The sequence below is a fragment of the Brevundimonas phoenicis genome (assembly GCF_047237745.1).
Taxonomy (GTDB): domain Bacteria; phylum Pseudomonadota; class Alphaproteobacteria; order Caulobacterales; family Caulobacteraceae; genus Brevundimonas.
In genome coordinates this window covers 2,670,360-2,683,431 of the sequence record NZ_JBDFLN010000001.1, presented here as the reverse complement: position 1 = coordinate 2,683,431, position 13,072 = coordinate 2,670,360, and the positions used below count along the sequence as shown (strand labels likewise).

10 protein-coding genes are annotated in these 13,072 nt (G+C 62.6%); 9 read left to right on the top strand and 1 reads right to left on the bottom strand.

Going from position 1 to position 13,072, the window contains the following annotated elements:
* Window positions 1–639: 639 nt before the first annotated feature.
* Window positions 640–1,131: an AAA family ATPase gene (locus ABC419_RS13425; RefSeq protein WP_412877147.1), complete on the top strand. Its 492-nt coding sequence runs from the start codon at window positions 640–642 to the stop codon at window positions 1,129–1,131.
* Between the two features lie 1,030 nt (window positions 1,132–2,161).
* Window positions 2,162–2,488, top strand: a complete 327-nt coding sequence (locus ABC419_RS13420) for a hypothetical protein (protein ID WP_412877148.1) — start codon at window positions 2,162–2,164, stop codon at window positions 2,486–2,488.
* Between the two features lie 11 nt (window positions 2,489–2,499).
* On the opposite strand, the gene ABC419_RS13415 is transcribed toward ABC419_RS13420, so the two are convergent.
* Window positions 2,500–2,865, bottom strand: a complete 366-nt coding sequence (locus ABC419_RS13415) for a GNAT family protein (protein ID WP_412877149.1) — start codon at window positions 2,863–2,865, stop codon at window positions 2,500–2,502.
* Window positions 2,866–2,893: 28 nt separating this feature from the next.
* Between ABC419_RS13415 and ABC419_RS13410 the strand changes: the two genes are divergently transcribed.
* From ABC419_RS13410 to ABC419_RS13380, 7 genes are all read left to right on the top strand, one after another.
* A complete protein-coding gene (locus ABC419_RS13410; protein WP_412876289.1) occupies window positions 2,894–4,267 on the top strand; it encodes a transposase in 1,374 nt (457 codons plus the stop codon).
* A 72-nt stretch (window positions 4,268–4,339) separates the two neighbouring features.
* On the top strand, window positions 4,340–6,616 hold the full coding sequence (locus ABC419_RS13405) for an AMP-binding protein (RefSeq protein ID WP_412877150.1): 2,277 nt from the start codon (window positions 4,340–4,342) through the stop codon (window positions 6,614–6,616).
* A 202-nt stretch (window positions 6,617–6,818) separates the two neighbouring features.
* On the top strand, window positions 6,819–7,379 hold the full coding sequence (locus ABC419_RS13400) for an RNA polymerase sigma factor (protein ID WP_200167823.1): 561 nt from the start codon (window positions 6,819–6,821) through the stop codon (window positions 7,377–7,379).
* Window positions 7,376–8,377: a FecR family protein gene (locus tag ABC419_RS13395; RefSeq protein ID WP_412877151.1), complete on the top strand. Its 1,002-nt coding sequence runs from the start codon at window positions 7,376–7,378 to the stop codon at window positions 8,375–8,377. The genes ABC419_RS13400 and ABC419_RS13395 overlap by 4 nt, the downstream gene beginning before the upstream one ends.
* Window positions 8,378–8,823: 446 nt before the next feature.
* A complete protein-coding gene (locus ABC419_RS13390) occupies window positions 8,824–11,883 on the top strand; it encodes a TonB-dependent receptor (RefSeq protein WP_412877152.1) in 3,060 nt (1,019 codons plus the stop codon).
* A 133-nt stretch (window positions 11,884–12,016) separates the two neighbouring features.
* Window positions 12,017–12,490: a PraA/PraB family alkane oxidation protein activator gene (locus ABC419_RS13385; protein ID WP_200167821.1), complete on the top strand. Its 474-nt coding sequence runs from the start codon at window positions 12,017–12,019 to the stop codon at window positions 12,488–12,490.
* Window positions 12,491–12,564: 74 nt separating this feature from the next.
* On the top strand, window positions 12,565–12,903 hold the full coding sequence (locus ABC419_RS13380; RefSeq protein ID WP_200167820.1) for a hypothetical protein: 339 nt from the start codon (window positions 12,565–12,567) through the stop codon (window positions 12,901–12,903).
* The last annotated feature ends 169 nt before the right edge of the window (window positions 12,904–13,072 follow it).

The following is a 13,072-nucleotide window of genomic DNA, read 5'->3' as shown; positions in this document are numbered from 1 at the left end:
AGATCGACTTCCTGCGCCTAAACCCAAGTATGACTCGCTCCGAAATCTATTTCGAGGCAAGTGCGCTTATTGCGAAAAGCGGATAGCAGACGGCTCGGTCGATCGCTTTCGTCCCCTTCAAGCGGCCACCGATGCAAATGAACGAAGAAGATACCTGCTGCACTACAGCTGGCTCGCCTACGAGTGGCGGAACCTGTATCTATCCTGTCACGAATGCAATTATAGCAAGCGCAATCGCTTTCCTGTATTTGGTGCGCGAGCCCCGTTACTCTTCGGATTCGATGAAGTTCAAAGTCGGGAATCGCCCCTCCTTCTTGACCCCTGCTTTGACAAGCCGGAGGAGGCCTTGGCCTTCACAATGGATGGTGCTGCGCTCGGCAAAAACGCGCGGGGCCGCCAGACGATCGAGATTCTTGACTTGAATCTAGGGAGCTTATCGGCGGAGGCGCCGAGAGTTTCGCTACGGCGTTCGATCGCATCTGGCGCGACGGCGCGGGAGCGGCAACAGTTATTTTTGATCCCGACCAACCGTACGTGGGTGCCTTCGAGAATTTCGCTCGACGGGCTTGCGTTGCCCTCTCGCAGTATCTCGGCGTGCCGACACCAAGCCGCGCCAACAGACTGTGGGAGTTCGTGCGCATGCTCGGGATGCTGGCGCAGGATGATGCGATCAAACTTTTTCGAACGCCGCCCGAAGATCAGCCCAAGGCTCGATCCGTGGTCTCCAAAGTTTTGGGACGTGTTCCGGACATACTGAACTCTCCTTCCTATCGTTTCGATCAGCGGATCGCTCGCGTCGAGATCGAGAACTTCAAGAGCATCGACCAACTGAGCTTCGAGGTGCAATCAACCGGCCCAGACGGAGAGAACGCATCGGCTCTCATGCTGCTCGCAGACAACGCTGCAGGAAAGACCAGCGCGTTGCAGGCGATCGCGCTGGCCCTCATGGGCCCCGAGCGCGCCAGCCAACTGCCGCTGGACCGTTCCGGTTTGATCCGTAACGGTGCGGCTGGCCGGTGGGGCCAGGTCCAGAAGGCTCCCGCCGGCTCTTGCTATTGCGGTCGATACCATGCGCTGGCTTCTCGCCGATTGGGGCGACTTGGAAACGGCGCGCGGCGTTGTGCTCATTGATGAAGTGGACGCCCATCTGTATCCGCGTTGCAAGCTGCAGATCATGACAGCGCTCCGAAAGGCCATGCCGTAGGTTCAGTTTATCGTCACGACCCATGGTCCGTTGTGTCTTCGTGGAATGGGACGAGGCGAAGTCATCGTTATGAAACGTTCGCAGGAGTAGCGCTTTGATCTGATGACTGACCTGCCAGATTTCAGTGTAATGAGCGCTGAACAAATTCTCATGTCTGATTACTTCGGCCTCAACTCCACATCCGATCCTGCTGCGGACGTTGCGTTTGGCGACTGGCGGACGCCTATGCTGACGAGCCGCCTTCAGAGCCAACGACCGAGGCGTTCGATGGTTTGATGATCGGAGCGTCTCCCGAGCGTCAGATCGCCGAGACAGCAATGCTCCAGTATTTGCGAGAGCGACGCTCGGCCGCCGGTGAGGAAGTATCTGAAGGCCGCCGAACTGCGATCAATGCAGCCTTACTAGCGATACGAGCTAGCGGTCACGTGTCGTGATCAGCATTAAGCGCCCGAAGAAAGGGCCGGCCTGCCTTACAGGCCACACATCCCCCGCTGCTGTCGAAAGAGCTGCCGCTGCGCTTTATTATGGGGGCGCTCCTACAGCAGCATATCCGTTCAGCGTTTACCGCCGGCCTGAGGTGAAGTTGGCCTTAGAGGCTATGTCGCATGAGAAGTGCGCATCCTGCGAAATGAACCATGGGGTCGGCGCAGACGCGGCTGTCGAGCACTATCGTCCCAAGGGTGCCTTTCCGGACGAGCCCCATCCCGGATACTGGTGGCTCGCTTCTACATGGACCAACCGGCTGCCCACCTGTCAGCACTGCAACGAGCGCCGGAAAAGCTTCACACTTCCCCGTCCGTGCAGCGCGAAAACAGCCGTCAAACTTTGCCGTAGCATCGGAAGACCCCCTAATCATTGACCCGGCCCGACCCGACGAACCACATTTGTTTTCCGCCCGAGACGGGGGTGAGTATTGCCGCTCCCATGCCCACGCCAGTTGGGCCTGACCCGTACGGATTGGCCGCGATCAACATCACCGCACTGAACCGGTTTGATACGGTTCGCGCGCGTTCGCTCGTGTTAAGGGATCTTCGGCCACATGTGCTTAGTTTGGCTCAATCATTGGACAACGAGGACGCTGCCCAGAAGGCTCAGAACCAGATGGCGATCGATATGGCGCGAGCTAGCGCCGCCGCCGCCATTCAGGCGATCACGGATCGAGCGGACGCCCGACTTCCCTTCTCGGCGGTCGCCGTTTGGCTTCTTCGGCGCTTGAATGACTGGCTTCAGAAGGAGCGCGCGCAGGGCGTGAAGTTCGAAATACCCGCGATCGAAGGGCTCTGACTACTGTCGCATCACCTTTTCGGACTGATGATTGCTGAAGCAGCGGCTGCCCAACCCCTTTCCGTGCTGGTCAGGATCCATGAAAAGCGCGTCCAGTGAGCGCCGTCCATCAACATGAACCCCACGGAATCGTCCTGCGCGTCGCAGGCGAGACGGTCCTCACCCGTCAGGAAATGATGGATGGTGTCCACCGCGCACGACGCCAGATTTCGACGAGGCGATCGACTCCCCCCGATCGGTCTGGGCGAATGCTGAAGTTCATGCGGCTCGAATAGCGGAAGGGCCACTTTGAGCGCAGGTGGCAAGGTCCGCTCATGGCGGATTTCGTTGAAAAAGGCGTCCCGGGCAATTGGCATGAGGGCGCTGCGCTGATTCACTCTGGTCGTTGAGACCGGAGGTGCAGCGATGATGGGCGAGCGGCGGGTCGATCAGTCGGCCCTGTTCTACGCGTTCTCGTTGGAGCGGCATGTGCCGGCGGATCACATGCTGCGCGCGATCGATCGCTTTGTGGAACTGGACGGCCTGCGGACGCATCTGGCTCCGTTCTACAGCGCCATCGGTCGCCCCTCGATCGACCCGGAGTTGCTGATCCGGATGCTGCTAGTCGGCTATTGTTTCGGCATCCGCTCGGAGCGGCGCCTGTGTGAGGAAGTTCACCTGAACCTGGCTTATCGCTGGTTCTGTCGGCTGGGCCTGGACGGCGACGTGCCGGACCACTCGACCTTTTCGAAGAACCGCCACGGTCGTTTCCGCGACAGTGATCTGCTGCGCGAGTTGTTCGAGACGGTGCTGCGCCGCTGCATCGCCGAGGGCCTGGTCGGCGGCGAGGGTTTCGCGGTCGACGCCAGCCTGATCAAGGCCGACGCCAATCGCCAGCGCTGCGTGCCCGGCGACGAAGGTCTGCCGCCCGAGGCCGCCAGCCGCGCCATCGACGAGTACCTGGCCGTGCTGGATGATGCGGCCTTCGGCGGCGCGACCCCGGTGACGCCCAGGTTCATCTCGCCGGCCGACCCGGCCTCGCGCTGGACCGGCGCCAACAAGGGCCTGGCCTTCTTCGCCTATGCGACCAACTACCTGATCGACCTGGACCACGCGATCATCGTCGATGTCGAGCCGTCCACGGCGGTGCGCCAGGCCGAGGTGACGGCGGCCCGCACCATGATCGAGCGGGCGCGCGAGCATCATGATCTGTGGCCGGCCCGGCTGGCGGCGGACACCGCCTACGGCTCGGCCGAGATGCTGGACTGGCTGGTCCACGACCAGGGCATCGAGCCCCACATCCCCGTCATCGACAAGTCGGAGCGGATCGACGGAACCTTCTCGCGCAGCGACTTCGCCTATGACCACGCCCAGGATCTCTACCGCTGCCCGGCGGGCAAGACGCTGGTCCACGGTCGGCGCGTCTTCTCGACGCCCCGGACCCAGGCGCCGCCTGACGACACCCTGCGCTATCGCGCCAGTACGGCCGACTGCCGGGCCTGCGCCTTCAAGCCCCGCTGCTGCCCCAACACGCCGATGCGCAAGGTCACGCGCTCCATCCACGAAGGCGCCCGGGACTTCGCCCGCGACATCGCCAAGACCGACGCCTACGTCGTCTCCCGGCGCGAACGGAAGAAGGTCGAGATGCTGTTCGCCCACCTCAAGCGCATTCTGAAGCTGGACCGACTGCGCCTGAGAGGCCCCAACGGCGCCAAAGACGAGTTCCTCCTCGCCGCCACCGCCCAGAACCTGCGCAAACTCGCCAAACTGATCCCGCCAGCAGCTCCGGCGGTCGCCTGAAGCGGCACCAAGCCGTCGCGCCCATTACTGGCGGCGATCTTAACAGCCGCCTTTTTCAACGAAATCGGCGCAATGCCGACAACGGAAGCGCATCGCGCAGACTTCCATCGGGATAATGCTCACGCGAGTATTCAGTTTTTGAAGCTGCGTATAGCGGATAGCGCCGTCTCGCTCGTCAGTACGGTTAAGGCTCGCTCGAGTGGCGCGCGGCCGGGGGAGCTAATGTTGATGGACTTCAGGTATCTGCTGCTTGGCACGGTCGCCGGCTTGGCGACGGCGACGGCTACGTCGGCAGTCGCGCAGACGCGCGCCTACAATATACCCGCAGGTGACGCGGCTGCGAGCCTGCAGGTGTTCGGGAGGCAATCCGGCAAACAGGTGTTGTTCCCGTTCGACGCCGCGCATGGACGTCGCGCGCCTGCAATCATTGGCCGGTTTGACGATGCCGACGTTCTCGCGCGCCTCGCCGAAGCTGCAGGCCTCGAAGTGGTCACCAGCGATGCACGGACTGTGACGCTCAGACGGGCGACGGACATGCGTTCCGCCAGGCCTGAAGCCGCCGGCGAAGAAAGCGTCACTCGGTTGGACGAAATCGTCGTCGTTGGATCGCATATTCGTGGGGTCGGCAATGGCGCATCTCCGGTCATCCAGTTCGATAATCAGATGATCGCTCAGTCCGGCGCGGCGACGCTGCAGCAGTTTTTCGACAAGCTGCCGCAGAACTTCGGCGGCGGCGCCAACGCCGGGAATAACGCCAACTCCGGGGTCGATCGCGACGTAGGGTCGAACTGGGGGGCCGGATCCAGTCTGAACCTGCGCGGACTGGGCACCGGCACCACCTTGACCCTTCTCAACGGGCGGCGCCTCACCGCATCGAACCAGTTTCAGTATGTCGACATTTCGTTGATCCCCGTATCGGCGGTCGAGCGGATCGAGGTGCTGACCGATGGCGCTTCGGCCCTGTACGGGTCCGATGCGATCGGCGGCGTCGTGAACATCGTCCTGCGCAAGGATTTCGAGGGCTACGAGACGCGGTTGCGTTACGGCGGCGCGACTTCGGGCGGTCTGGAAGAGTTTCAGGCGGTCCAGACGGGGGGCTGGAATTGGTCGAGCGGTCAGGCTCTTCTGAGCTACGAATTCCTGTTGCAGGACAATCTCGACGTCTCCGAGAGACGCTTCTCCCGCAATGCGCCGTTCCAGCCTTATGATCTCTATCCGGAGACGGAACGACACAGTCTCTATGGCGCGATCTCGCAGACGATCTCGCCGAACCTCTCGCTCGAGCTGAACGGCCTCTACGCCAAGCGCGACGTCAGGTCCGTGCGGGCGACGGCCAGCGACTATCAGATCGGCGCGCCCTCGACAGAACAGTATGATTTTTCAGGCGCTCTCACCTACGACTTCTCTGAAGCCTGGCAGGTGCGGCTCAGCGGCGCTGTCGGTCACAGCGATGTCGAACGCACGGGCTTTCCGACGACGCCGGCCGGCGTCGTCCTGTCCGGTTTCGCGCCAGACGCTTGCCTCGCCGCGATCGAGCGGTACGGCGCGACGGCGATCAATCTTGTGCCGACCATGCTGCAGATGCTGCTGGAGCGCCCAGAGTTGGACAGCCGTGATCTGTCTTCGCTGCAACGGATCATCTACGGCGCCTCGCCCATGCCGCGCCCGGTGATCGAGCGCGCCATGGCCCGCTTCGGTCAGGACAAGTTCTGGCAGTATTACGGTCAGACCGAAGCGCCCCTGGCCCTGGCCGTGCTGCGGCCCGAGGATCATGACGGCGACCGCCTGGGCGCCTGTGGTCGGCCGGTCCTGGAGATGGAAATCCGCATCCTGCGCGAAGACGGCGCTGACGCCGAGCTCGGCGAGGCCGGAGAAATCCTGGTGCGCGGCGATTGCGCCGCCAGGGGATATTTCAAAGCAGATGAGTTGACCCGCGAAACCTTCGACGCCGAAGGCTGGGTGCATACGCGCGATGTCGGCCTGATCGACGCCGAGGGCGTCCTTCACCTGAAGGACCGAACGTCCGACATGATCATCTCGGGCGGCTATAACGTCTACCCGCGTGAGGTCGAAGACGCCCTGATGAGCCACCCCGCCGTCCAGGCGGCGGCGGTGGTCGGCGCACCCAATGACAAATGGGTGGAGGCGGTGGTGGCGTTCGTTGTCCTGCGAGACGATGCGGAGCCTGCCGAACTGATCGCCCATGTCGGACGCCAGATTGCTTCCTACAAGAAGCCGCACTGGATCGAACCGTGCGCGGACATCCCCAGGACGGCTGTCGGAAAGACCGACCGGCGCGCGCTCAGGAAAAAAGCGAAGGAACTGGATCTGGGGCGGCGCTCGCTCTGACAGAAAGCGATCGCTCGCCGTCATTAAAGACCTGCTCCGATGGCGCAGGTCTCGAAAAGTTGCGGATCGAGCGCCCAGTCTGGGGGCAGTCCGTCTCTGCCTGATCCCAGAGTGAGGGGTTTCGCGAGTCTCTTTCGTTTCACTATGTGCGGACCTTCACAAACCATCCGCAACGACCGCGTAGGAATGAGGGTGTGGCTCCATGGCGGCATGGCGGACGGGCGTGGCCGAAAAGCTGAGCGATGAGGACGAAGACGGCGGCGATCGCGCTCTGGCGGCCCTGTCTGAGCGCGCGCGTCCGGCCCTTTTGCGCTATTTTCAGCGGCGCGGCTTGTCTGCGCCGGACGCCGAGGATGCGGTCCAGGACGTGTTCGTGCGGCTGTCGCGACGGCCCGAAGTGGCTGTGGCGTCTCACGGAGAGGCCTATCTGTTCGAGACGGCGGCTTCGGTCGCCGTGGATCGGCATCGGCGGGCTCGCGCCCGGCATGAGGAGCGGCACACGCCGTATGAGGAGGCCTTGCATGCTGTCGCCGACCACGCGGTGGATCGTGTCGTGGAGGGGCGTCAGGAGTTGCAGAGATTTGTCGACGGGCTTCGTTCGCTGCCGGAGCGCACGCGTCATGTTGTGCTCCTGGCGCGACTGGAGCGCCTGACCCATGTGGAGATCGCGCGCAGGCTCGGGATATCCGTCAGCACGGTGGAGCGGCGTCTGGTCAAGGGCATGGCCCATCTTGCAGCGCGTCTGCAGGAGGTCTCGCAATGAGCGGGCTGAAATCCACGGCCTCTGATCTGAACGAAAGCGCCGTTCTATGGGTCTTGCGCGTCGAGAACGGACTGTCGCCGGTCGAGGCCGCCGAACTGGCGGACTGGTTGGCCGCGGATGCTGGGCGTCAGGCGGCTTTTGACGCCGTGCGCGACGCAGGCCTGCTGCTGGATCGTTTCGCCGGCGAAGACGTGTTGATAGCGATGCGTGGTTCTGCGCTGAAGGCGCGTAGCGAGAAGCGATCCTTCCCGACGGCCGTGGCGGCGACGCTTGCTGCGGTCGCAATCCTGGGCGGAGCCGGATGGTGGGCGGCGGGGGGAGGGGTGGATTTTCCAACGACGCTCGGCGCGGGTGTCTCGACGCAGCGCTACGTTACAGCGGCAGGCGAGCGGGCGACCGTCACCCTGTCTGACGGCTCGCTACTGACGCTGAACGCCGACAGCGCGGTCGAGACGGCCTATGACGCTCATACGCGCAGGATAACCTTGGTGAAGGGGCAGGCTTTCTTCGATGTCGCGCATGATCCTTCTCGCCCGTTTGATGTGATCGCGGCCGGGCATAGAGTGACGGCAGTGGGCACGGCGTTTGATGTCCTGGTTCTGCCCGACGCGCTGCGTGTGGCGATGCTGGATGGCGTGGTGCGGGTTTCCGTGGGAACTGAGGGGGCGCCGCAAACCCTGTCGGCCGGCGAGGTCATGCGTGCGGGGCGCGACGGCTCAGTCACGGTCAGGACAGCGGATATCCAGCGTCTGGCCGGCTGGCGCGACGGTGTGATCTTCTTTGAGGAAACGCCGCTTCTCGAAGCGGTCGCCGAGATGAATCGCTATGCCCGTCAGCGTATGGTGGTGGCGGACGCCGAAGCCGGAGAACTGCGTGTCAGCGGCGCCTTTCGTTCGTCGGAGGCTGATGCTTTCGCCGAGGCCATGGCCGATGTTTTCGACCTGTCCGTACGCCGATCCGCGGACGGACGAACTGTGATCTCCAGCAAGAAAACGTAGCAAAAACTTCACGGCCAAGGCTGAGGGGATTCGCAGATCGATGTCGTTCCTGAAGATAGGCCGCCTCGTGGTGAGGGCGGTCGGGGGACGATTTCATGACGATCAAGACCGGCCGATCCTTCAAGGCCATTCTGCTGTTGGGCGCTGCTTCGCTGTTTGCGGCGCCGTTGCCGGCTGCGGCGCAGTCGGCCACGCGCGCCGCCGCCTTCGATGTCGCCGCGCAGGACATGGGCGCAGCCCTGACGCAACTCGGACGCGACAGCGGCCGTAGCATCGTCTTCTCTGCTGACGCTGTGCGCGGCAAGCGCACTGCAGGTTATCGCGGTCGGGGCAGCGTGGAGCGGGCGCTCGCCGCCACGCTCGATGGAAGCGGCCTGACCTATCGCGCCGGCGCCTCGGGCGCCTATGTCGTCACACGCGCCTCGGCGCCGGCCCAGGACGCGCCTGTGCGCCGCAGGCGTCCGGCGACGCCGCCGCCCGCCGCCGAAACGGCCGCACCGCAAGTCACGGCGGTCGAGGACATCATCGTCACCGCCCGTCGTATGGAGGAGCGGATCATCGACGTGCCGGTGGCGGTTTCGGCCTTCTCGGGCGAACAACTCGATGATCGCAAGGTTGAGGGCGGTTCCGAGCTTCTGCGGGTGGTGCCGAACGTCAACTTCTCGAAGGACAACTTCACCGGCTACAACTTCTCGATACGCGGGATCGGCACCAAGGCCATCTCGGTGACGACCGACCCGGGCGTGGCGGTCAGCTTCAACAATACGGCTCTTTTACGTAACCGTCTGTTCGAGCAGGAATACTTCGACATGGAGCGGCTGGAGGTTTTGCGCGGGCCTCAAGGGACGCTGTACGGCCGCAACGCCACGGCGGGCGTGGTCAACATGCTGCCCAAGCTGCCGGAGCTGGAAGAGTTCTCCATGTCGGCGCAGGCCGAGCTGGGCAACTTCGACGCCCGCCGGGCGCGGGGGCACATCAATATTCCGCTGGGCGAGCAGTTCGCCTTCCGCGCCGCCGCCGCCTTCACTCAGCGCGATGGCTACGACTACAATCTGGTCACACAGCGCCGGGTGAACGGCCGTGACCTGTGGTCCTCGCGCATGGGCTTGCTGTGGAAGCCGAACGAGCGGTTCAGCGCCAATCTGCTGTGGGAGCATTTCGAGGAAGACGACAACCGGTCCCGCACCGGCAAGCAGCTCTGCACACGCGGGGAGTCCCCCGCCGGCCTGAACTGGACCGACCCCTCGGGCGCTGCGCGGACGACCAGGATTGACGCGGCCTCATGGGCCGGAACCAGCCTGACGCCGGGGTGCCAGGCCGAGACGCTATACTCGGAGGAGGCTTTCGGGGCGCCCAACGGCATCGGCTTTCCGATCGTGACAGGCATGATCCTGGTCACGCCGTTCAATGACTCGCGGACCCTGCCTGGAACCAGCCGAACGGGGCCGCGCGGCGCTTGGGGCAACTATCTGTTCCAGACCAACATCGACCCCTTCTCGCCAGTATCAGGAAAGCAGTCGGCTGACCTGCGCGAGATCGAGACCTATTTCGATCCGGTGTTCCGAGCGAAAAACGATGTGGTTCAGCTTAACCTCGATTTCGTCCTGACGGACAGTCTAACGCTCCATTCCCAGACGCTGTACATGGAGGACAGCTACTATGGGATGCAGGACTATTTCCGCATCAACCCGCAGTCGGGGTTGATTGCCTGCGGGCAAGATCGCGTGCTTTCGCGCAACCCTTGGCAATCGGTTTCGCCGTACGCGCAGTATCTCGGGAGCTGCGGCGCTCGACCGACGAATGATCGGAACGAGATCGCCTACTACGGCAACGGTACCTTCAATGATCCGCAACTGGGCGCGCTTGACCGTCTGGTCGCCGTCGATCTGAGCCGGTCGGCCAGCAAGCAGTGGTCTCAGGAGTTCCGATTGTCTTCGGCGTTCGATGGGCCGGTGAATTTCAATCTCGGCGCCAACTATCTGAAGTTTGAGACCGAGGAAGATTACTACGTCTTTTCCAACGCTTTCACGATCGCAGCCATGGGCCAGAACGGCATGGACTGGAGCGGAACCTGCCAGTGGATCGGCAATCCTGCCCAAGCCGCGACCGCCAACCCTGACGCCTGCACCTATATCGACCCGAACCCGATCGGCAAGCTCGACGGCCAAGGACACAACTACTATCGGAACATGAACATCGCCTCGACAGCGTCGTGGGCGGTGTTCGGTGAGGGCTACTTCAATCTGCGCGAAGACCTGCGCCTGACGGCCGGGGTGCGCTACACAGAAGACAAGAAGACCACCACGCCTATCCCGACGCAGTTGTTGGGTTCCTCGAATATTTGGCTAGGGACAGGTACGGTCGGGAAGGGCTATCCGCGCTATCCCGATGAGGTTCATCGTTGGGGCGAGTGGACCGGGCGACTGGCGTTGGATTGGAAACCCGTTCTGTCGTTTACCGACGACACGCTTGTCTATGCTTCCTATTCGCGGGGCTACAAGGGCGGAGGCGCCAATCCGCGCGGGCCCGAAGACACCAGCGCGACAAACTATCCGCGTCTGCCGACCGATTTCGCGGCTGAATACGTCAACGCCTATGAAGTCGGCACGAAGAACGCCCTGATGGGCGGCAAGATGATGCTCAGCGCATCGGCCTTCTACTACGACTACAAGGACTACCAGGTCACTCAGGTCATCGACCGCACGCTCCACAACGAGAACTTCGATGCGGAGATCTACGGGATGGAGTTCGAGGCCGCCTGGGCGCCGACGCGAAATTTCCGGATCGACGCCACCTTGGGGCTGCTGAGGACGCGGATCGCCGATGGCGAGAAATCCATCGATATCATGAACCGGACCCAGGGGAACGACGACTGGATCACCTTGCGCCCTTGGCCCACCAGTCCCGCGACCTGCATCGTGCCGAAAGACATACTCGCCCGCGCGATGGGCAGCGGCGTCGGGAACTCCGTCTTTCTCAAGGCGATGTGTCCGGGGCCTGAACTCAGCGCCGGCCTGTTCCGCGATGATCCCCGCAACTGGGTTGTCGATCAGTGGGGGCCGGTCATCTACGACCCGGCGACGTATGTGAATCCGAGGACAGGGACACACGACACGAATGGCGGTCGCGGTTTCTCGGCGGATCTGAGCGGTAACAGCCTGCCGAACGCGCCGGAGATGACATTCAACATCGGCGCCCAGTACCGCATCGCATTGCCGGCGGGATGGGATCTGATGCTGCGTGGCGACTATTATCGCCAGTCCGAGAGCTACATGCGGGTATATAATACCGAGTTCGATAAATTGAAGAGTTGGGAAAACGCCAATCTGTCGGCGACTCTGTCTCATCCCGACGAACGACTGACCGTTCAGGTTTATGTGAAAAATATTTTCGATGAGACTCCTTTGACGGACGGTTTCACGGGGCCTGATGAGATCGGTAATTCTACAAATGTATTCACTCTTGATCCTCGTCTTGTAGGAGTTTCTGTCCGGAAGGAATTTTAGAAATATTTACCAAGTAAAATAGATCTGGCGAATCAATAATGTCATCTTTTGTGTGTATGTATTCATTGCTGCATATTTAAGCGGCGAGCGTACCTGCTTCTAGCCAATACCTCATCAACTAGGAATAAAGACTATGAAGTATATGTCCAAGATCTCTGTAATCGCCCTTGCCGCCGCCAGCATGGTCGCCGCCGCTTCGGCTGCTTCGGCCCAGACTGTTTCGCCGACCGGCGCCGTTACCGTCTCGGGTCAGCTGACCCAGGGCCTGAACGGCGTCAGCTGGTTCGACACGGTCTGCAATGCGACCTTCACCGGTACGGCGGACGCCACCGGCTTCACCCTGACCGGCCTGTCCAGCGTCAACGTGTCCGGCCCGCTGTCTTGCGATGACGGCATCCAACTGCCGGTACGCATCAACGCGGTGTCGTCCAGCGAACTGTCGATCGAAGAACTGGTCGTGGACACGCGCCTGGGCTCCTGCTCGGGCACGGACATCCGCGTGCCGTGGAACAACGCCAACAGCAGCGTCACCGTCCCGACCACGGCGATCGGCTTCTGCCGTCTGGCCGGTACGCTGACGGTCTCGCCGGCGACCACGATCAACTAAGGCCGTCTTCTCACAGCCTGGGGGCGGCGAGTGTTCACGCGCCGCCCTCGTTTTCCTCCTGGAGGCAAGGTTTCATGCGTCATCTGGTTTCACTGGTGCTTCTTGTTGTGGTTCCGTCTTCGGCGGTCTGTGCATCCCCACAGACGTCTGCCGAACAGACGGCGCCTGCCCCGGTTGCTGAGTTGCGGGCGGCCTTCACCCTGGATACGCCGATCCAGCAACTGGTCGCGGATGCGGGCGCCAAGGCTGTTCTGGACCGCGAACTGCCGGGCCTGACCACCCATGCGCGCTATGAACAATTCAAGGGCATGAGCCTGAAGGCGCTGAAGCCCTTTTCGGGCGGTTTGATCTCGGATGAGCGGCTGCAGGCGGTCGAGACGGGGTTGAAGGCGTTGAACGCGCCTGTCGCCTGACGCTGTCCTGGACGCGGTCCCGTGGCCTTGAGGCTTCTTTCCCTGATCGTTGCCAGCGCGCTCGTGCTGGCGGGCTGTGCGAGCGGGGCTGACATGGCGCCGATCAACGGACCGCTCCGATCCGGCCGGAGCGCGCCCAGTGAACAGGGAGGGGAACTGCGGGACCTGG